This is a genomic window from Pseudomonas sp. LJDD11, from assembly GCF_024584215.1.
Classification (GTDB): Bacteria; Pseudomonadota; Gammaproteobacteria; order Pseudomonadales; family Pseudomonadaceae; genus Aquipseudomonas.
This window is the reverse complement of sequence record NZ_JANJFL010000009.1, coordinates 1-19,513: the sequence shown is the minus strand read 5'-3', so window position 1 is coordinate 19,513 and position 19,513 is coordinate 1. Positions and strand designations below refer to the sequence as shown.

The window sequence follows — 19,513 nt, the reverse complement described above, 5'->3', positions numbered from 1 at the left end:
TCCACATGGATGTCACTGCTCCGGCCCGCCTGGCGGACAAGCCTTCTATTGCCCAGCAAAACACCGAGCGTCGTCACAGCGCCCTGCAACGCGCCCTGGCGCTGGTGCTGGCCAATGCCCTGTTCTGGCAACCGATCCTGGTCCAGGCCCAAGGCGTGGTCGCCAGCAACCCCAACACCCAGGTCGGCCAGGCCGGCAACGGCGTGCCGGTGGTCAACATTGCCGCGCCCAACGCCAGCGGCCTGTCGCACAACCAGTACCAGCAGTACAACGTCGATGCCCAGGGGCTGATTCTCAACAACGCCACCGACACCGCCCAGGCCACCCAACTGGGCGGCATCATCCAGGGCAACCCAAACCTGCAGGGCCAGGCCGCCGGGGTCATTCTCAACGAAGTAACCGGCGCCAACCCCAGCCAGCTCAAGGGCTACACCGAAGTCGCCGGGCAGCCAGCCAAGGTCATCGTCGCCAACCCGCACGGCATCACCTGCAATGGCTGCGGCTTCATCAACACCCCGCAAGCCACGCTGAGCACCGGCAAACCCGTACTCGACGCCAACGGCCAGTTACAGCGCTTCAATGTGCAGGGCGGCAGCGTGGCGATCGAAGGTGCGGGCCTGAATGCCAGCAATGTCGAGCAGTTCGACATCATCACCCGCAGCGCCAGAATCAACGCCCAACTGCACGCCAACAAACTCAACGTGATCACCGGGCGCAACGACGTCGACGCACAAACGCTGGCGGCCACGCCATTGGCCGATGACGGCAGCAGCAAACCGGAACTGGCCATCGACAGCTCGGCGCTGGGCGGCATGTATGCCGGTGCCGTAAAACTGGTCGGCACCGAAGCCGGGGTAGGCGTGAAGCTGGCCGGGGACCTGGCCGCCAGTGGTGGCGATATCCAGATCGACGCCAACGGCCAGTTGACCATGGCCCAGTCTGCCGCCAGCGGCAACATCGTCGCCAAGGCTCGCGACATCGACGTCAGCGCGCCGATGTATGCCGAGGGGCAAGTACAGCTCAATGCCGACAAGACCCTGACCAACCGCAAGAGCATCGCCGCCGGGCAGGTCGTGAGCCTGCAGGCTGACCAGTTGAACAACAGTGGCCGGGTAGAAGCCGGGGTCAACGCCGACAACAGCCGCAACAAGACCGGCGATGTGCGGGTGGCCGCACGCAACATGACCAACCAGGGCAGCGTCACCGCCAGCCGCGACCTGACCGCCAACGTCGATGCGCGCCTCGACAACCGCAAAGGTCAGCTGCTTAGCCAGGACAGCCTGAACGTCAGCGCCGGGCAACTGGATAACCAGGACGGCAAGCTGCTCAGCGACAACAGCCTGACCGTCAAGGGCGGCGCCCTGGACAACGGCAATGGCACCCTGAGCGCCATCAAGTCGGTGACGGTGCAGAACGACCGGCTGACCAACCGCAGCGACGGCCAGGTCACCAGCGGCGGCGCACTGAACCTGCACGTGCAGAACCTCGACAACCTCGGCGGCATGGTGTCTGCCCGCGAAACCCTGACCGTCAAGACCGGCCGTTTCGACAACAGCAACGGCACCCTGGTCGGTAGCGGCGGTGTGAATCTGGAACTGCTCCAGCAACTGACCAACAGCAACGCCAAGGTGGTCAGCGGCGGCGACCTGCTGATCAGCGGCAACGCGCAGATCGACAACCGCAATGGCCGGCTCAGCAGCCAGGGCTTGCTGAGCCTGATGGCCGCCCAGGTGGATAACCGCAACAAGGGCGTGATCACCGCCAACAGCCTGTCGATCGACGCGAAAAACATCGATAACCAGAACGGCACCCTGTTCAGCAAAGGACGGCTGCAACTGCGCGGCAGCGGTCTGGACAACCGCAACGGCGAAATCGCTGGCAACCAGTTGGACTTCGGCCTGACCGGCGCCCTGCTCAACAGCTACGGCGTGATCGAAAGCAGCGCCAGCCTGACGCTGGGCGCCGCCCGCCTGGACAACAGCCAAGGCCAGATCGGCGCACTGGGCAGCACCGGCACCACCGAACTGAACATCAGCGGCACGCTGGACAACAGCCGCGGTCGCTTGCAAAGCGCCAATCAGCACATGGACTTCAGCCTCGGCCGGCTGACCAATAACGAGGGCGTCATCGCCCACGCCGGTAGCGGCCGCCTGGGCCTGGGGCTGCCTCTGTTGCAAGACGCCGGTGGTCGCGTGTCGAGCAACGGCACCCTGAGCCTGAGCGGCGAGCGCTGGACCAACAGCAGCAACGTGCAGGCCGCCAATCTGGACCTGGACATCGCCACCCTGACCCAGACTGAAGGCGGCCGGCTGATTGCTGCCAAGCGCTTTACCGGGCGGGGCCAGAACTGGACCAACAACGGCCTGATCGGTGCCGACGGCGACCTGACCCTCTCCCTGAGCGGCAGCTACACGGGGGCCGGCCGGCTGACCAGCCTCGGCACGCTGGAGCTCAGCGCGCCGAGCGTGCTCAACCGGGGCATCATCACCAGCGCTGGCGACATGCGCCTGCTGGTCAACGATTTCACCAACCAGCGCGGCCACCTCTACAGTCTGGGCGACCTGCAGATCAGCGCCGATGCCGCAGGCGCCAACGCCAACAGCATCGTCAACCGCTCCGGCACCCTGACCAGCGACGGCGACATGCTGCTGGCCGCCCGCTCGATCCAGAACATCCGCGACCTACTGACCGTCAACGACGCCGGGATCTACAGCGCGCAAATCAACGAAATCGCCTGCACCACCGCCGGCACCGGCAACCTGGACTGCAGCGGCGGCAAGGAACACCACGTCTGGAATATCCAGCAACTGGAAAAGCTTGAAGTCACAGCCTTCAGCGAGGCCTCCAGCATCACTGCCGGCGGCGATATCACCCTGCGCGGTACGGATTTCCTCAACAGCAGCAGCACCCTGGCCAGCAGCGGTGCGCTGACCGCCAACTTCAGCAACAACTTCAGCAACATCGGCGTAGTGCCCAGCACCACCCACACCAGCCGCACCTTCATCTCCGAGCGCACCCGCAGCCCGGGCGGCTGGTATGCCCTGGCTGACGACTTTACCCAGCGTTATTCACAGGGCGGTGCGCGTTACAACGCCAACGATCTGGGCGGCCTTGAAGCGGCGATGAGCAACTTCATCGCCAGCACTGAACGGGAAGTCACCGAGCTGCGCACCATCAACCGCCAGACACCTGACCAGCAGAGCTTTGCGGCGCTGATCCAGGCCGGCGGCAACGTGTCCATCGAGACTGGCAACAACTTCGACAACCGCGCCGTGCAGCGCGGCTTCACCTACGTCAGTGGCGGCGAGCGGACCAACATCGACGCGCCGGGCACCGCCCACGCCACCGCCATCCGCCTCGACAGCCAGCTGTCGCCGGACCTGGCCCAGCAGCAGATCAACCCCACCACCCTGCCCGGCTTCAGCCTGCCCAGCGGCCAGAACGGCCTGTTCCAGCTGGCTGACGAGGCCAGCGGCGGCGCCCTGCTCAACACCACCGGTGCCGGTAGCCACCCGTACCTGATCGAGACCAACCCGGCACTGACCGACATGCGTCAGTTCCTCAGCTCCAGCTACCTGCTCGACAACCTCGGCTACAACCCTGACACCCAGTGGAAACGCCTCGGCGACGGCTACTACGAGCAGCGGCTGGTCCAGCAAGCCGTGGTCTCGCGCACCGGCCAGCGTTACCTGGCCGGCCTGACCAGCGACGAAGCCACCTTCAAATACCTGATGGACAACGCCCTGGCCAGCCGCGACGCGCTCAAGCTCAGCGTTGGCGTGTCGCTGACCGGCGAACAGGTCGCCGCCCTCACCCACGACATCGTCTGGATGGAAGAACAGCAGGTACAAGGCCAGCGCGTGCTGGTGCCCGTGCTGTACCTGGCCCAGGCCGACAACCGCCTGGCCGCCAACGGCGCGCTGATCCAGGGCAACGACCTGCAACTGATCGCCGGCAACAACCTCAACAACGTCGGCACCCTGCTCAGCCGCAACAACCTCAGTGCCAAGGCAGGCAGCAACCTGCTCAACAGCGGCCTGATCCAGACCGAACAACGCCTGGCGCTGGAGGCCGATAACAACCTGATCAACCACGCCGGTGGCGTGATCAGCGGCCACGACGTCAGCCTGCTGGCCAAAGACGGCAGCGTCAGCAACGAACGCAGCGTCACCCGTCATCAGAGCGCCATGGGCGCCTCTGTATGGCGCGAAGACTTCGCCGACAACCCGGCCCGCATCGAATCGGCCGGCGACCTGCAGGCCAAGGCCGGCAAGAACATCAACAACATCGGCGGGGTGATGCAGGCACAAGGCGGCGTGCGCCTGGAGGCCGGGCAGGATGTGAACATCGTCGCAGCGCAAACCCAGGAAGGCCGCATCAACGGCGCCAACCACACCCGCTCCAGCGTCACCCAACTGCCCGCCAGCGTCAGCGCCGGGCAGAACATCGGCGTACAGGCCAGTAACGACATCAACGTCATCGCCAGCCAGGTCGAAGCCCAGGGCAACCTGGTGATGAATGCTGGCAACAACCTCAACATCACTTCAGCCGCTAACGAAAGCCAGTACTACAGCAAAACCAAAAAGGTCACCGACCAGCAGGAGCACACCCAACAGGTCGCCAGCACCCTGACTGCCAAGGGCAACGTCGCACTCAGCGCCAAACAAGACCTGACCGTGAGTGCCAGCCAGGTCAAGGCCGGGGATGCGGCGTATCTGTATGCCGGGAATAACCTGAATCTGCTGGCGGAAAAGAACCGCGACTACTCGCTGTACGACATGAAGAAAAAGGGCAGCTTCGGCGCGAAGCAGACCCAGCGTGACGAAGTCACCGATATCCGCCATGTCGGCACGCAAATCACCACCGGCGGCGACCTGCTGCTGACCAGCGGCGGCGATCAACGTTATCAGGCCGCACAGCTCAACAGCGGCCGCAACCTGACCCTCGAAAGCGGCGGCGCCATCACCTTCGAAGGCGTCAAGGACCTGCATCAGGAGAGCCACGAAAAGAGCAAGAGCGACCTGGCCTGGAACTCGATGAAGGGCAAGGGCCGCACCGACGAAACCCTGCGCCAGACCCAGATGATCGCCCAGGGCGAACTGGCGATCCGCGCCGTGAACGGCTTGCAGATCGATGTGAAACAAGTCGATCAGGAAACCGTCAGCCAGGCCATCGACGCCATGGTCAAGGCCGACCCGCAACTGGCCTGGCTCAAGGACGCCGAACGCCGGGGCGATGTGGACTGGCGGCAGGTGAAGGAACTGCACGACTCGTTCAAGTACAGCCATTCGGGGTTGGGGGCCGGCTCTCAACTGGTGATTGCGATCGTGATGGCGGTAGTCGTTGGGCCGGCCGCGATGGGGGCATTGGGTGGTGCAGGCACAGCAGTGGCTGCTGGAGGTTCGGCCATAGCCACCAGCGCTGCCACAACAGCAACAGTCAGCGCTATCAACAACCGAGGAAATCTGGGCACCGTCTTTAAAGATGTGACCTCATCGGACGCGATGAAGGGTTACGCAGTGAACGGTTTGACAGCCTCATTGACTGCTGGCGTGTATGACGGCATCACAGGCACTAAAACCAACCCGGTGACCAATAAGGTCAGCATAGACCTTTCAAGCATGGAGAACATTGGAAGGTTCGCCGCCAGCCAGACCTTACAAAGCGGTACCTATGTAGCACTTAGCAAGGCAGCAGGTATGGAGGGAAGTTTCAGTGATGCCCTGACCAACTCCGTACTGAACACCATCGCAGCCACCAGCTTTGATGCTGTAGGAGGCCTCAACCTCGAAGACGGTAGCCCTGGAAAAATTGCCTGGCATGCCTTTATTGGCGGCACGCTGGCAGAAGCATCGGGCAGCGACTTCATGACCGGCGCGATTGCTGCGGGAGCCAACGAAGCGGTTGCTACACAACTGCGGCGAAAGATTATTGAGATGGCTCCCGAGCAGTGGGATCTGCTACTCACTGCTGCATCACAACTGGTAGGAGTGATGACTGTCGCTGGCGTGGGTGGCGACGAAAAGGCTTTAGAGACGGGTGCATGGATTACCAAGAACGCCACTCAGTACAACTTTCTCAATCACTACGAAATGGAAGATTTCGTCGGGGATATGAAAGCCTGCAGCACTCCAGAGTGCTACCAGAACACCTGGAAAGGCACCTTTGGCGATATCGAGTATGACCAGCTTAGCCAGGACAACCTCGCAGATGCGCTTGCCACTGTTGGGCCAGCAAGGGCCAAGGCGCTATTGGGTGAAATCCATGGTGGCCTTGCAGCGCTAGGGGATTGGGACTGCCCGCCAGAAGCCTGTGAGTACAAACTCACCCTCATTGACCGAGCGTTTACCGCCAAGGCAGAGCTACAACAAACACTTGTAGAGGGCCAGGGTATTGTCGGCGGCGTACTCACCGCGCCGCTGGGAGCCGTGAATGCTGGGGTTCGAAATACGGGCACTGTGGCGACCGTAGAGGCCAGGGGTGTTGAAAAGGCGTATGCTTATTGGAGTAATGCCCGAGGTGCAAAAGCGCCAGTCAGTTCTCCGTTAAGACTTGGCGAAACCAAGGCGATCAACGATGTCAGCATGACTCGTGTAGGAAGGTGGATGTCTCCTGATGAACTGGCGCAGATGCAAAGCACGAATAAAGTGGTGCAAGGAGGTGGAGGACAAACCTTTATTTCGACTAATGGCATCGCCGACTTTAAGGGGGCTGCATCCAAAGGCTCTGTCTATGTTGAGTTTGATGTTCCAGCTAACAGCTTGCTGCAAGGCGGAAAAGATGGCTGGTTTAAAATGATTGGCCCTGACGCAAGTAAATCTCAGCAATTCTTGCTTAACAAGCAGGGCGGCGAGCATCTTCCGGCGATTAAGAACATTGAGATTCTAGACAAGAAGTGAGAGATCTTATGAATAGCTCCTGGTTTGATGAAAACGTAAAACCACTTTTGAATGGATTTTCTCTAGAGTACTCATCATTTACTGATGGAAATTTTGGTGACCTTGAAAGGATAGAGCTGGAAGGTTTTAACAAGCTAGGGACTGTTGAGTTCTGGTCTAGAGGTTGGGTGAGCATTGATATATATGACTGTACTATTGATGAGCAGGTTATGAATATTTTGCTCTCTCCAGAAGAGGGGCGGGCTGTTTCTAAGGCATTTGATAGATTTATAGAAATATTGACGCAAGAAAATAGTTGATGGTGCAAAAGCTACGGCAACTGACAGTGGGCCAGCCAGAGCTTCGTCAGCAGTTCAAGTCCTTTATGAGCAACCATGGCGTGAATGTGACCCACACCCCGGAATATCTAGATGATAGATGAACTGAGAAAAAACCTATCAGCGGAAATCGACAAGCTAGATATTCCATGGATAAAAAAAACGGAGTACAACTCTGGAGGGACCATTTTGAAATGCGGCCTTGTATCCAAAGCTGAAGGATCAACTGATACAAGAAAACCTGAGCACTATTGCGGCTCAGGACTCAAGATTAGCTGCGACTGTGAACGGCAGTGGAACGAAAAATCCGAACTTCTCTATAGGTCAAGGTACATCTTCCGAAGCTAATCAGTTGGGTAAAACCTGGGTTGGAGATGGCGCGACAAAAACAAGTGACGGACTTGGTTTGATTAGCGCAGACGGCACTCGTGTATATAGGCCGCCAACACCCAAAGATTCATCTTTTGCAACGACAGGCGTACAGGCCAATTTTGAAACTTACAACATCAACCCGGTAACAGGTCAGCGCGTAAAAGTAAGTAACGGCCATCTGAATGTGGCTGACTAGGAGGAATGATGCACGCTGTTATAAAAAGTATTTCTAATGATTTTTTTGATGTCGAGACCTACATCCCTGAGAGCGTAGACAACTTTTCTTTAAGTCTTCGTATTCGAATTGGGCTTGATAGTACGCAAGGGGCAGATGATTTTGAGCTTTTCATCTGCACTCCAAAGTGGTTAGAAGAGACAATGTGGGAGCCTCGTTGGGGGAGAGGTCTATTAATTGTTCGAGAATATAATTTTTCGACTATTAATGGATTGATTCATGAGTATGTAAGTCGCTGCGAGGGGGATAGCTGGGAAACTATCGTGATAAATCTGGGAAAGATATTTGCCTGGGAGTTTGATGATTACCAATCCTAATCAACAGGATTGTTTATCTAACACCGGCCTTGCGCCGGTGTTTTTGCACCCTATCTGCACTTGTAAATGATGGAGTGTTGGGCGAGCAACTGGCCCTGCAAACCCTTAACGAGAAAACCGGCCTCAATTTCAAACCTTTGCAAAACAGTAGCAACCACGGCTGCGATGGCTGCGCGGTGGCGATCAATGGCGATACGATTACCGTGGTGGTGATGGGTGCGAAGTCTTCGGTGAATGGCGTGAGTAAGGCCGGTACGCCGCATGGGGATCCAAGGACGCGGTTGGAGGGGTGGCTGGCTAACAGATCAATTGCCGACTCTGATCCTGCTTTACGCGATGCTTTGCAAGCGGCGTTAGATTCGGCAAAAACCAAGGTTCAAGAGGTAACAGTCAAAGTCGGTGTTCCCGCCCCCAATAAAACAGGTGTAGCAGAATTTAAGGTGGAACCATGGACCAAGAAGTAATTCAGTGCGAACGCTCGGGCGTGAACCCGAGATGGCCTTCCTACAAAAGCGTGCTGGGGCGCATAGCCAAGGGGCCACACGTCTCAGATAAATACGAGCTGAATGGCATTCGTGAATATGTTGAACGCGGCGATGCATTTGCGAAGCCATCAATGCCTGTACCGAATAGTGACAACATTACGCGTAGTAGCTCCGAATGGATGGCCGTCACACGAGCCCACAAGGTATTGGCAACCGCACCAGATAATCCGCAATGGCTTCTGGAATTGGCCCATTGGCTGCGCTATTACCAAGTAGGAATCTGGCAGTTGTTCTTCTGGGCGGGCCAGTTCGACATTATTGCCAAAGCGGCAGGCAATGATCGACGCCGCCAAAACTACAGCATCCAAACCGCCAGCAATATGATGGCCGCCATGGCGATCCTAGGCTGGAAGGACGCCGTCATCCATCAGGGCTATCTCACCCATGCGGCTCTCAACCGTGGGCATCAATTAGTGATTGAGTACGAAGAGCAAAACCGCCGCGCCCAAGCCTTTATGCTGCGTGTGTTTGCCGATTGGATGGGCGATGTCTCGCATCAATGGCCTGCTTATGCTTACGACGAACCCATCTACGAAGCCTTGTTGGCCATGTGGCGCACTCCCAGCCCCGACGACCTGATGCCCTGCCTGTTGGCCGCGTGTGACCGCCACACTTGGCAAACCGGCAAAGAGAGCCAGAAGAATTCCTACGACTTCAATCAGGACTGGCACTTGGAGCGCGTTCCGGTGGAAATTATCTATATCCTGCGCCTGCGCCAGTGGGAAGGTTTAGCCAATCCGCAGAAGATTGATCATCCGCTGCTGGCCGCGCCCTTTGACCAATTGCCGCCAGAGCAACCAGTCCCTGAGTTGGACGAGTTGATGCAAGGTGTGCTCAAACGCGCGAGGGAAGACTGGCCACAGTACGATGAAGTGCTGTCTTTACCAGCATTGAATAGTTGAATAAGGGCAAAAGGAACGGGCACAGGAAAGGCGCCATACACCTCGACTGTCTCTCCGAATGCTGAGGCTGGCATGCCATATACCAACCCGGTAAAGGAGGCGGGTGCAAAACAGGCTGCCGCCGCCAATTGATTAGCAAGATTATCTGAACGGGCGGTGCAAGTACGCTCGAAGCTAAATATTGGTAGCGGTAGGAATATTGCTGTTGCTGAGTATTCAATTGATGGACAAAGCGCTGAGCTTGTAGGAATAAGCGGGCTAGTGTGATGTCTCAGAAGTGAGACTCATAGTCGCCAGACCTGGCCCAGCAGCAGATCAACCCCACCACCCTGCCCGGCTTCAGCCTGCCGAGGGGCCAGAACGGCCTGTTCCAGCTGGCTGACGAGGCCAGCGGCGGCGCCCTGCTCACCGGCACCGGCAGTGGCCACGACACCAACCTCAAAGGCGCGGTCGTAACGGCCAATCAGGTTCAGGCCAACGTAGGCCGTGACCTGAATATCGAGAGCCTGCAGGACACCAGTAAATACAAATCCAAACAGACCGATGCCAGCGTCGGGATCAGCATTTGTATTCCACCGTTTTGTTATGGCGTAAGCGGAAGCGGCTCGTTCAATCAGCAGAAAATGCAGAGTGACTACGCCAGCGTCAGCGAACAGTCAGGTATCAAAGCGGGCGACGGTGGCTTCCAGATTGAGGTCAAGGGCAACACCGGCCTCACCGGTGGCGCCATCACTAGCAGTGATCGAGCTGTAGAGCGCGGACTCAACACTCTAAGCACCGGTACCCTGACCTCCACCGATATCAGAAACAAGGCTGATTACGACGCCAGCAGCATCGGCCTGAGTGGCGGAGCGGGTAATCAGACCGCGCGCAAGCCTGACAACACCATAGAGGCCGGCGCCCCCGGTCAGAAGCCGGCGGATGTCAAGGGCATCAGCGCCAACGCGCCGATTGCGCTGGTTGCCAGCGGTGATGCCCGCAGCACCACCCGCAGTGGCATCAGCGGGGCCAACGTCACCATCACCAATGAGGCGGGCCAACAAGCACTAACCGGGCAAACCGCCGCCGCAACCATCGCGGATATCAATACCGATGTGTCCAGCGAACGCGATGGCAGCAACAAGCTCAAGCCGATCTTCGATGCTGAAGAAATTCAGAACAACTTCGCGATCACCAGCACCTTCATACAAAACACCGGCATCTATCTGGAGGAGCGGGCCAGGGAAGTCGACGCCAAGAACAAGCAGGCCGACGAGGAACTGGAGGCACTGAAAAACCCCACCCTCTCCGACAAGGAGCGAGAGACCCACATCGCCAATTACAACAGCCTGAAAGAACAGGCTCGGCAAATCGACAATGACTGGGGCTCTGGCGGCACTTATCGGCAGATCACCGTTGCGCTCACTGCTGGGGCCTCCGCGAATGTAACGGGCGGCACCAGCCAGTTCGCGCAGAACATGCTGGTCAACTACGTGCAGCAGGAAGGCTCTTCTGCCATCGGCAAGATGGTCGAAAAGGGGTTGAAAGAAGGCAGTCCCGAACACGCCGCCTGGCACGCCATGCTGGGCTGTGCAGGCGCTGCCGCCAGCCGGCAAAGCTGCTCGGCAGGCGCGATGGGCGGTGCGGCTTCCAACTTCCTGACGACCTTCTTCTCCGAAACCAGTGCCGATGAGTCCAACGCCTCACGCGAAGCCAAACGCAATGTGATCGCCAGTCTGGTGACCGGTATCGCGGCCATGACTGATCCGTCCGCAGCGGCTACCAGCACCAACGCTGCCATCGCCAACGTGGACAACAACTGGCTGGCGACCCAACAGATCATCCAATACAAGAAGGAATACAACGAGGCTAAAACGCCCCAGGAGAAAGTAGCTGTATTCCTGAAGTGGGAGAAAACCTCACTCGATCAGGATGTACTGACCGGTGTAGGAATCGCCAAGGGCTTCAAGGATGGCATGGCCGGTATAGGGGTCGACACCCTCAACAGTGCCGTGAGCATGCTGCGCGATCCGCAAGCGCATATCGACGCCGTGATCGCGTTTGTCGATTCCCCGGAAGTCAGGGATCGGCTGAAACAACACATCCACGCCCAACTTAGGGAGAAACTCGAAAAAATCGACCAGGCCCTTGAGCACGGTGGCGACGAAAATGCCGAGATGCTCGGCAAGATGATGGGCGAGGTCACTGCCGTCGTCATCAGTACCGTGTCCACCGGCGGTGGCGGCGCAGCCACCAAGTCCGCAACACTTTCGGAAATGGGAATTCTCATCTCTGGCAAAAAGCTTGAACAGCTTGCCACCACGGTGAAACTGGAGAAGGTCACCGAGAACTTCGCTCAGACCGGGAAGCCAGGCAGGGATCCGGATGTGCCGTTTGTAGAGACGGTTACGACGGCAGGCAAGACAGTAGACCAGATAGAAATTCCGTCTTGGTACAAAGAGGACAGTTCAGCAGGCGCGATGCTTGCTCGTCCAGCAAATTTACCGGAGGGCTCCAGGGTTTTCGTAAATACCAAGACCGGAAACGTCGAGGTACTGATCCCTGAAAAAGGCCTCCATGTCGTAAGAGGCGAAGGTGGATTAGAGGTAAAGGATGGTGGTAGGTTAGCGAATCTGAAGGCGGCAGAGGCGAACATCGCCGAGGCGCAGAAGGCCGGTAGTTCAGTAGGGGGCACTGGTACAAAAGGCATTTCTCCGGTTGTCACTGCCGAGGGGAAAATTGGGAATGCAGCATTTACTGATGTAAACCAAACAGCTCGCCCAATTGCTCAGGCAAAATCAGATGAGGCAACCCTAATAGCTGATCGAGTAGCGACCAAGATTGAAGCAACAGGAAAACCGTTGCCGAACGGAAATATGGCCGACGCTCATGCAGAAATTGGAGTCATACAGCAGGCATATAATGCTGGCAAGACTCAAGGAGCTGATATGACTATGAGCGTTGCAGGTAAAGATGTATGTGGTTTTTGCAAGGGTGATATAGCAGCAGCGGCGGAAAAGGCCGGATTGAAATCTTTAACTATTCAAGCGATGGATGACGTAACGGGACTGCCAAAAAAATATAATTGGGTGCCGGGAATGCGGTCTATTAAGGAAGTGCCATGAGTATGGTTTTTGGAGGTTATATTGTTGATTCTAATGGCGGTCGCCATCAGCTAGAAGCTGTCGTGGATCCTGAGGCGTTTGTTGTTCGGGATGTGTTGAGTTTCATCAGTGAGCGCTCCGGCGTTATCACAATGCGGCGCCAGTTGGAATGTGAAGTTCAGCCCTATGAGCTTGTATTGTATGTTGAGAGTGGAAATTTCTTACTGATGCTTAGCGAATATGATAAAGATGGTGAGCATGGCGTGAGAACTTTAACTGATCTCAACTCGAAAAACGAACTCGTCAGTATTTTAGGTGAGATGTATCCAGCTAGGGCGATCACGCGTAATCTAGAACTTGTTTATGCTGTTTTTATAGAATTCGCTCGTGCAGGAAATGTGTCCGCAGATATCATGAGGTAAGCCCCACCCAATGTCGCCTGACTAGTTGATGCAAAAGCTTCTGGCGGTGCAGCAGAAAAGTTAGCTGATGTTGTAGCTTCATCGTCTAAACCTGAATGATTGCAACGACTTGATGCGGGCAATGAGTTTAATAAGGCACAGCGTAACAACTATAGGAACTCTAATTACGAAAAAGACACTTATTTACCACCCCAAGAAATTGGTAGTCCATATTCATACGGATTGACCCGATTACTGGACAGGGACCCATGGCTATTGACTCCTCCTTATTTACATCAGGCCAGAAAACAATGGATGGTGGGATCCGCAACTCCAGGCAATTTTTGGACGCATGAAAAACATGGCGTTTGCAGGAGCAGAGTGCAACCGCCCGTTACTGGAGCCGCGCATGCGAACGTGCAAACGCCGCATGTAATTGAGTACGGTAGAAATAAGTTGCCAGACGGGACGATTAGAGTTCAATCGCCCTCGACAAAACTAGCACCAAGGCCCGCTAAACCCGGCGAGATCCCATAATGAAAGTTAACACAATTCATCCCTTGATCGGCTTGGTTCGTTATGAATCCTGGAAGTCGGGATGGGCGAAAAAAGACGAGGTTGATGAGTTTTCTTATATAAGCAGTCAGTGCAACCCTGAGGATGTATTATTGTCATGCAAGCTTTTGTTTCCTGATTTTGTTGTTGAATACGTAGCATTGTGTCCAGTGGGTACGGCTTGCGACCTTCTTCTCCGAAACCAGTGCCGATGAGTCCAACGCCTCACGCGAAGCCAAACGCAATGTGATCGCCAGTCTGGTGACCGGTATCGCGGCCATGACTGATCCGTCCGCAGCGGCTACCAGCACCAACGCTGCCATCGCCAACGTGGACAACAACTGGCTGGCGACCCAACAGATCATCCAATACAAGAAGGAATACAACGAGGCTAAAACGCCCCAGGAGAAAGTAGCTGTATTCCTGAAGTGGGAGAAAACCTCACTCGATCAGGATGTACTGACCGGTGTAGGAATCGCCAAGGGCTTCAAGGATGGCATGGCCGGTATAGGGGTCGACACCCTCAACAGTGCCGTGAGCATGCTGCGCGATCCGCAAGCGCATATCGACGCCGTGATCGCGTTTGTCGATTCCCCGGAAGTCAGGGATCGGCTGAAACAACACATCCACGCCCAACTTAGGGAGAAACTCGAAAAAATCGACCAGGCCCTTGAGCACGGTGGCGACGAAAATGCCGAGATGCTCGGCAAGATGATGGGCGAGGTCACTGCCGTCGTCATCAGTACCGTGTCCACCGGCGGTGGCGGCGCAGCCACCAAGTCCGCAACACTTTCGGAAATGGGAATTCTCATCTCTGGCAAAAAGCTTGAACAGCTTGCCACCACGGTGAAACTGGAGAAGGTCACCGAGAACTTCGCTCAGACCGGGAAGCCAGGCAGGGATCCGGATGTGCCGTTTGTAGAGACGGTTACGACGGCAGGCAAGACAGTAGACCAGATAGAAATTCCGTCTTGGTACAAAGAGGACAGTTCAGCAGGCGCGATGCTTGCTCGTCCAGCAAATTTACCGGAGGGCTCCAGGGTTTTCGTAAATACCAAGACCGGAAACGTCGAGGTACTGATCCCTGAAAAAGGCCTCCATGTCGTAAGAGGCGAAGGTGGATTAGAGGTAAAGGATGGTGGTAGGTTAGCGAATCTGAAGGCGGCTGAGGCGAACATCGCCGAGGCGCAGAAGACCAATAGTTCAGTAGAGGGTATTGGTGAAAAAGGAGTGTCAGGTTCGACTCTGACGAGAGACGAATTGATCTCGGGCTTGTCTGGAGGAACTAAGATCACGCCGGAAAATGTGGTTGATATCCGTAGATTGCCAGATGGCCGAACAGTCTGGTTGGAAAAGGGTACTGATGCTGCTGGATTGCAACATATCTATAAACGACACGAAGTAGACTTTGTCAATAAGGGCATCTCGCGCAATGATATTCCAACGATAGTAATGAACGCTCTTGAGCGTGGTGACATTATCGGGACCAATGGTTCGGCTAATGTTTATCGTGTTACGTACAATGGTGTTGAGCAAAATATTGCAGTCGGTGTTGGCTCAAACGGTTTCGTGGTTCGAGCTAATCCGGTAAGTTTTTGGAAGCCATTGCCATGATTAGGTTAAGACTAACAAGTGAATATTTGGCCGGGCCAATATTTTGCCCAGATCCGGATAGAATGGGGCACGTTGACATCGAGGATTTACCCATCTCTCAAGAGTTGATGGCGAAAATCAGGAGTTGGGACGAAGAGTACCAAGCGACTTTCAACAGCGACTACCCTCCCGACTCTGTTTTTCCCACTCTTGAGGCAGAGCTTCGGCATAAAGCCGAAGGCATGCAACTGGCGAAGTCGTTACAACAAGAACTAAAGGGCGGCTATATGATTGAGTATTGGCCGTAGTCGATAGTCAGTTGATGCAGAAGGAACTGGGAGTGTTCCGAATCTTACTGAGCGGGGCACGTCAGTTAACCTACACCCTAATGACATTGCTATCGCACAGCGACCAGCAAGAACACTTGCACAGGATGATTTTTGGCGCTACTGGTTACAAACTCAAACCGAAAACAGAATAACTCCATCCGGCTCATATGATTTTGTAAAAACGCCAGACGGAAGTATTCGGGTTGTCAGGCTAAATGTGAGTCAAGACTTCTCAACCCATACGAACAGCCTAAAACCAGCTAGTTACTATTCGAAGGTGTTTACCGATGTAGGCGTCACAAACTTTAAGTTCGTAATTACCCCGATAACAAAGTGAGGTGTGAAATGAGTAGTGATCGGGAGACGTTAGAAAAAATTCTGGGTGGGAAAATCGAGCAGTCGAACTCTCGAAATGTACCTGGTGTTACGGCTGTTGATGGGCAGCAAGTTGTTTATTTTTCGGACGATGGGAAAAACAAATTCCGAAAACAATTTAATAACATTACGTGCTTTTCTGAACCTCCGAATGCTGTTCGTGGAGGGGTAAATGATCGCGGGTGCAAAGTCACCCCGCCCGCGGGGCCTCTTTTTTACGCGATTTCCTATCATGGTGATCTTGACGGTTGGAGAAAAGATATTGAGGCAGGGGCAATTGGCCTTGGTCTGTTACTCGCCAAAATCAAAGGTAATCAATTGGTTATTTCCGATGGCCGCTCGATCCCTCTGTCAGATTGCAAAATAGAGTTCTCTTGAACACTGCTTACCCTCAACACCGGCCCTGCGCCGGTGTTGTTGTATCTGCTTACTGCAAAACCTCCCGTCTGTTGCCGCTGTCCGACGGCTTCGCCACCGAACCGCCAGGGGCTTTTGTCGCTGGTTGGTTTAGGTCGTCCAGGTCGTATTTTGACGGGCTGAAAACCCACGTCGGGGTGGTTTTATTCAGCGAGCGCGAATCAGCTGGGCCGACCGGCGCGCAGGCCGCGCCACGTCTGGCGTTGCGCGTGTAGACAACGAAATTTGCGTCGGGTGATACTGTTGGGTGACTCTAAAAACGTAGGCGAGGCAGCCAGCGCAAGGCAAAAAACGGCGAGGAAGCGGAGTTTACGGGTTGTAAATGAGCATTCTGAGCCGTTTTTTAACGCTGCGATGGCAACGCAGGTAGTTTTTAGAGGTGCCCTATAGTCGGCGGCGGGATCTGGAAGAAAAATGGAGTTCTTCGAACTTATGAATGGAGCGGACATTACGGGATGAACTGGACTCCAGAGCTTCGTCAGCAGTTCAAGTCCTTTATGAGCAGCCATGGCGTGAATGTGCCCCATACCCCGGGAATATCTAGATGATAGATGAACTGAGAAAAAACCTATCAGCGGAAATCGACAAGCTAGATATTCCATGGATAAAAAAACGGAGTACAACTCTGGAGAGACCATTTTGAGTTGGCTTCCTATAGCAGAGTTGTGTGGAGGGCACTTTAATTTAGGGCTTACTTCCAAAGGATTTTGGGCTAGACCGACAGAGTATACTGTTCAGACAGGCAGCGAAGATAATGCATATGTCTTTTTTTGCCCATCCTGGAGAAATTTCCAGAAGCCGTTTACTGCAAAATGATATACAGCCTCAAAAAACATAGAGTTCCCGAGAAGCTCATAGACCTATTTCCGTTTGAAGCCATTATTGTGCAAGGCCTTAAAAGTCAAAGTGAGCACTGGTCTAGTGCAGCGTTGAAATGGGCTTTATTCGTCCTACGATCTACAATATTAGAAGCGGCGCTGGAGACTTTAGTAAAAACTGGAGAGACTCAAAAAATACGTCACCTGGCAAAAAAACAGCCAAGCAACTAAAGCCTTTATGACATAGAGCGGGCAAAGTACCGGGTCAAAGAAAATGGACGGGTATACTTGGTATCATCATCAAGATAGTTGGCGAATGCAGTTGGCCCCTGAATTGATTCATGAGAAAACGGAGCATATCGGTGGCTAAGCCATGGGGTGGAATGTGAGTCTGAATGAGACTAGTTGCTTCAGTGATGAGCTGATGGCGTTCGTTATGACCTGTCTTTTTTGTAGGGCTATAAGCAGGCATGAACTTAATTTTTGGTGCACTCAAGCGTTGTCGCTGAATAACGCTCCAGCATTTTTGTATGACTTAATGGATTTTTATGATGAGATTTTCAAGATCTATAAGGTAATTGGCTATGTGCCCCATTGGGAACATACGGAAGATGACGAGCATGCTTTGTATGGTATTGCTGTTCGTCGAGGGTTTGAGCCTTACGACATTCCTTTAACGTCGAATGACGCGCTTGCGTGTCTTGAGGCGTCGCCAGATATTGAGCGACTGTTTGGCCAGGTCTTTGACTTCATCAAATTGTAAGTAGGTGCAAAAGTCTTAGAAATTGCGCCGGGTAAGTTTTACTAGTTGTTTGGCCGTGTCGAAAGCAGCTCCCATAACGCGGCTCATTCAAATCAACTTGCGCTTTAAATGAAGAGGCTCAATGCTCCAGACAATACCGCTGGTCGTCAGATACCAACTGACCATTTGACTCTTTCTGCCAAAAATGACGACAATGTGATGAGCACCATCTCCAATCAGTACGGAAATTTTGAGGTTAGATAGTCGCTGTTTATGGGGCCATCAGGTAAAGCTGCTAATTTTCAGAGCACCTTCCAGATTCTTGATGACGGAACTCGTAAACTCAGCACAGTCATACCGCTCCACTGAGGACTTAGTAATGAAATTTCCAAGTACAAGTGATTTTTTGGAAGAGTTTGGTATCGAGCCTGTTGAGCTTGATCCAAGTCTGGCGCTATGTCGCTACAAAAAGAAGTCAGAAAACAGTGAGTTAGAGATTGATGTTTCTTTTAGCGCCGTGATGAAATCCTTCCAAATCATGTTAAGGCTTGCCACGCAAGAACTGGTAGTTATTTCATCGGAAAACGTCAAGTCTATCGAGTTGGTGAGAGATAATGCGGGTGCTGGACTTCATGTTGTATTTGAAATTTGTGATTCAATTTCGGAGGCCAGGGTGACATTTGAACCAGAGGTAAGCTGCCGATGGTGGACATTGCGCAACATATAAGACGGGGCAAGCGCGCTGGGCAAGGCGGTGCATTATCTGGCGAATAACTGGAGCCGGCTGGAACGCTACGTCGAAGCGGGTTACTTGCCCATCGACAACAACGCGGCCGAAAGAGCGATCAAGCCGTTTGTCATCGGGCGCAAGGCCTGGCTGTTCAGCGACACCGTCAACGGCGCCGGTGCCAGCGCGAAGATCTACAGCCTGGTCGAGACCGCCAAGGTAAGCGGCCAAGAGCCCTATACATGGCTGCGCCACGTACTCGAGCGGCTGCCGCACGCCTCGTCAGTAGCAGACTACGAAGCTCTGCTACCGTGGAACTGCTCGCCAGAAATGCCACAGTAAACCGTCAACCCATCGTTGGGCAGGTGGGGTTTATGGATCGCATACAGCAGAGGTTGCCAAGAAGTCTGGAAAATGACTACGCCGAATAATGGATGAATATGGTCCAGGCTATGGCTCCAATAGGAAAGAGACGAGGATCAATAATGATTAGTCTTCCAGAGTTAAATGAATTGCTTGTTGCTCATAACTGCCTACATACAATTAGTACTCAGTTGAATACTGATGAGATGGCTTATGATTTATCTTTATCGATTTCGGCCTCTGAACAGGCCGGGACTGATGTAGTGAGTATCAAGTTCATTGATATTAGTCAATTTACGGCCCGTGATTTTGGTGGCGGATTAACTCAGCTGATGCACATGAATGTTCATAAGCTGGATTCTGGCTTCGATAGAATGCGTTATCACCTGAGTGATCTTGAGGATAAAAAGTTTTCGTTTTATTTCTCATCATTCTTGCTTGATTAGCTGGTGCTAGGTTTTGTACGAAAAGTACTGACGCATGCAACGCAGGCTGCAGGCCAGCGTGACCATGGCTGAAAAGC

General features: G+C 54.4%; 17 protein-coding genes and 3 pseudogenes. All 20 read left to right on the top strand.

The annotated features are described in order from the left end of the window. Positions 1-5 precede the first annotated feature (5 nt). The 20 genes and pseudogenes from NRB16_RS12595 (at position 6) to NRB16_RS12520 (ending at position 19,436) form a co-directional block, all read left to right on the top strand. Positions 6-6,899: a DUF637 domain-containing protein gene (locus tag NRB16_RS12595; RefSeq protein WP_257106259.1), complete on the top strand. Its 6,894-nt coding sequence runs from the start codon at positions 6-8 to the stop codon at positions 6,897-6,899. Positions 6,900-6,907: 8 nt separating this feature from the next. Further along, complete coding sequence (locus tag NRB16_RS12590; protein ID WP_253140237.1) at positions 6,908-7,198, top strand: hypothetical protein; 291 nt, start codon at positions 6,908-6,910, stop codon at positions 7,196-7,198. Between the two features lie 220 nt (positions 7,199-7,418). Beyond that, positions 7,419-7,784 (top strand): hypothetical protein, encoded by a 366-nt coding sequence (locus NRB16_RS12585; RefSeq protein ID WP_253140236.1) that lies wholly within the window; start codon positions 7,419-7,421, stop codon positions 7,782-7,784. Between the two features lie 8 nt (positions 7,785-7,792). Then, positions 7,793-8,140 carry an immunity 8 family protein gene (locus tag NRB16_RS12580; protein WP_257106258.1) on the top strand — a complete coding sequence of 116 codons (348 nt, stop codon included), beginning with the start codon at positions 7,793-7,795 and terminating at the stop codon, positions 8,138-8,140. Between the two features lie 74 nt (positions 8,141-8,214). Continuing rightward, positions 8,215-8,604: a hypothetical protein gene (locus NRB16_RS12575; RefSeq protein WP_257106257.1), complete on the top strand. Its 390-nt coding sequence runs from the start codon at positions 8,215-8,217 to the stop codon at positions 8,602-8,604. Between the two features lie 308 nt (positions 8,605-8,912). Then, on the top strand, positions 8,913-9,587 hold the full coding sequence (locus tag NRB16_RS12570; protein ID WP_306456430.1) for a hypothetical protein: 675 nt from the start codon (positions 8,913-8,915) through the stop codon (positions 9,585-9,587). Between the two features lie 296 nt (positions 9,588-9,883). Next, positions 9,884-9,968, top strand: a pseudogene (locus NRB16_RS29685) (hypothetical protein); the annotation flags it as partial. After that, a pseudogene (locus NRB16_RS29680) lies at positions 9,953-10,072 on the top strand (hemagglutinin repeat-containing protein); the annotation flags it as partial. The pseudogenes NRB16_RS29685 and NRB16_RS29680, both read left to right, overlap by 16 nt. 138 nt (positions 10,073-10,210) lie before the next feature. Continuing rightward, entirely contained in the window at positions 10,211-12,691 is a 2,481-nt protein-coding gene (locus NRB16_RS12560) for a DUF637 domain-containing protein (protein ID WP_257106254.1), read from the top strand. Then, complete coding sequence (locus NRB16_RS12555; protein ID WP_257106253.1) at positions 12,688-13,092, top strand: hypothetical protein; 405 nt, start codon at positions 12,688-12,690, stop codon at positions 13,090-13,092. Before NRB16_RS12560 ends, NRB16_RS12555 begins: the two co-directional genes overlap by 4 nt. 294 nt (positions 13,093-13,386) lie before the next feature. Beyond that, positions 13,387-13,608, top strand: coding sequence for a polymorphic toxin type 24 domain-containing protein (locus tag NRB16_RS29675; RefSeq protein ID WP_373568462.1), 222 nt, complete (start codon positions 13,387-13,389; stop codon positions 13,606-13,608). Between the two features lie 297 nt (positions 13,609-13,905). Beyond that, positions 13,906-15,240, top strand: coding sequence for a hypothetical protein (locus NRB16_RS12550; protein WP_257106252.1), 1,335 nt, complete (start codon positions 13,906-13,908; stop codon positions 15,238-15,240). Then, positions 15,222-15,527 carry a hypothetical protein gene (locus tag NRB16_RS12545; protein ID WP_257106251.1) on the top strand — a complete coding sequence of 102 codons (306 nt, stop codon included), beginning with the start codon at positions 15,222-15,224 and terminating at the stop codon, positions 15,525-15,527. Before NRB16_RS12550 ends, NRB16_RS12545 begins: the two co-directional genes overlap by 19 nt. A 366-nt stretch (positions 15,528-15,893) precedes the next feature. Next, a complete protein-coding gene (locus tag NRB16_RS12540; protein ID WP_253112095.1) occupies positions 15,894-16,301 on the top strand; it encodes a hypothetical protein in 408 nt (135 codons plus the stop codon). 425 nt (positions 16,302-16,726) lie between these two features. Continuing rightward, complete coding sequence (locus tag NRB16_RS29670; protein ID WP_373568461.1) at positions 16,727-16,888, top strand: polymorphic toxin type 43 domain-containing protein; 162 nt, start codon at positions 16,727-16,729, stop codon at positions 16,886-16,888. A gap of 544 nt (positions 16,889-17,432) precedes the next feature. Further along, complete coding sequence (locus NRB16_RS29665) at positions 17,433-17,528, top strand: HNH endonuclease (RefSeq protein ID WP_373568460.1); 96 nt, start codon at positions 17,433-17,435, stop codon at positions 17,526-17,528. Between the two features lie 15 nt (positions 17,529-17,543). Then, on the top strand, positions 17,544-17,921 hold the full coding sequence (locus NRB16_RS12535) for a hypothetical protein (RefSeq protein WP_257106250.1): 378 nt from the start codon (positions 17,544-17,546) through the stop codon (positions 17,919-17,921). 358 nt (positions 17,922-18,279) lie between these two features. After that, positions 18,280-18,627, top strand: a complete 348-nt coding sequence (locus NRB16_RS12530; RefSeq protein ID WP_257106249.1) for a hypothetical protein — start codon at positions 18,280-18,282, stop codon at positions 18,625-18,627. A 9-nt stretch (positions 18,628-18,636) separates the two neighbouring features. Next, a pseudogene (locus tag NRB16_RS12525) lies at positions 18,637-18,969 on the top strand (transposase); the annotation flags it as partial. 143 nt (positions 18,970-19,112) lie between these two features. Beyond that, positions 19,113-19,436 carry a hypothetical protein gene (locus NRB16_RS12520; RefSeq protein ID WP_257106248.1) on the top strand — a complete coding sequence of 108 codons (324 nt, stop codon included), beginning with the start codon at positions 19,113-19,115 and terminating at the stop codon, positions 19,434-19,436. Positions 19,437-19,513 lie beyond the last annotated feature (77 nt).

Bases quoted from the DNA above. Each gene is read 5' to 3' on its own strand.
- NRB16_RS12530 (WP_257106249.1), top strand. From the start codon at position 18,280: ATGAAATTTCCAAGTACAAGTGATTTTTTGGAAGAGTTTGGTATCGAG.
- NRB16_RS12590 (WP_253140237.1), top strand. From the start codon at position 6,908: ATGAATAGCTCCTGGTTTGATGAAAACGTAAAACCACTTTTGAATGGA.
- NRB16_RS12580 (WP_257106258.1), top strand. From the start codon at position 7,793: ATGCACGCTGTTATAAAAAGTATTTCTAATGATTTTTTTGATGTCGAG.
- NRB16_RS12540 (WP_253112095.1), top strand. From the start codon at position 15,894: ATGAGTAGTGATCGGGAGACGTTAGAAAAAATTCTGGGTGGGAAAATC.
- NRB16_RS12595 (WP_257106259.1), top strand. From the start codon at position 6: ATGGATGTCACTGCTCCGGCCCGCCTGGCGGACAAGCCTTCTATTGCC.
- NRB16_RS12555 (WP_257106253.1), top strand. From the start codon at position 12,688: ATGAGTATGGTTTTTGGAGGTTATATTGTTGATTCTAATGGCGGTCGC.
- NRB16_RS12520 (WP_257106248.1), top strand. From the start codon at position 19,113: ATGATTAGTCTTCCAGAGTTAAATGAATTGCTTGTTGCTCATAACTGC.
- NRB16_RS12560 (WP_257106254.1), top strand. From the start codon at position 10,211: ATGCAGAGTGACTACGCCAGCGTCAGCGAACAGTCAGGTATCAAAGCG.
- NRB16_RS29665 (WP_373568460.1), top strand. From the start codon at position 17,433: ATGGACGGGTATACTTGGTATCATCATCAAGATAGTTGGCGAATGCAG.
- NRB16_RS29675 (WP_373568462.1), top strand. From the start codon at position 13,387: ATGGTGGGATCCGCAACTCCAGGCAATTTTTGGACGCATGAAAAACAT.
- NRB16_RS12550 (WP_257106252.1), top strand. From the start codon at position 13,906: ATGACTGATCCGTCCGCAGCGGCTACCAGCACCAACGCTGCCATCGCC.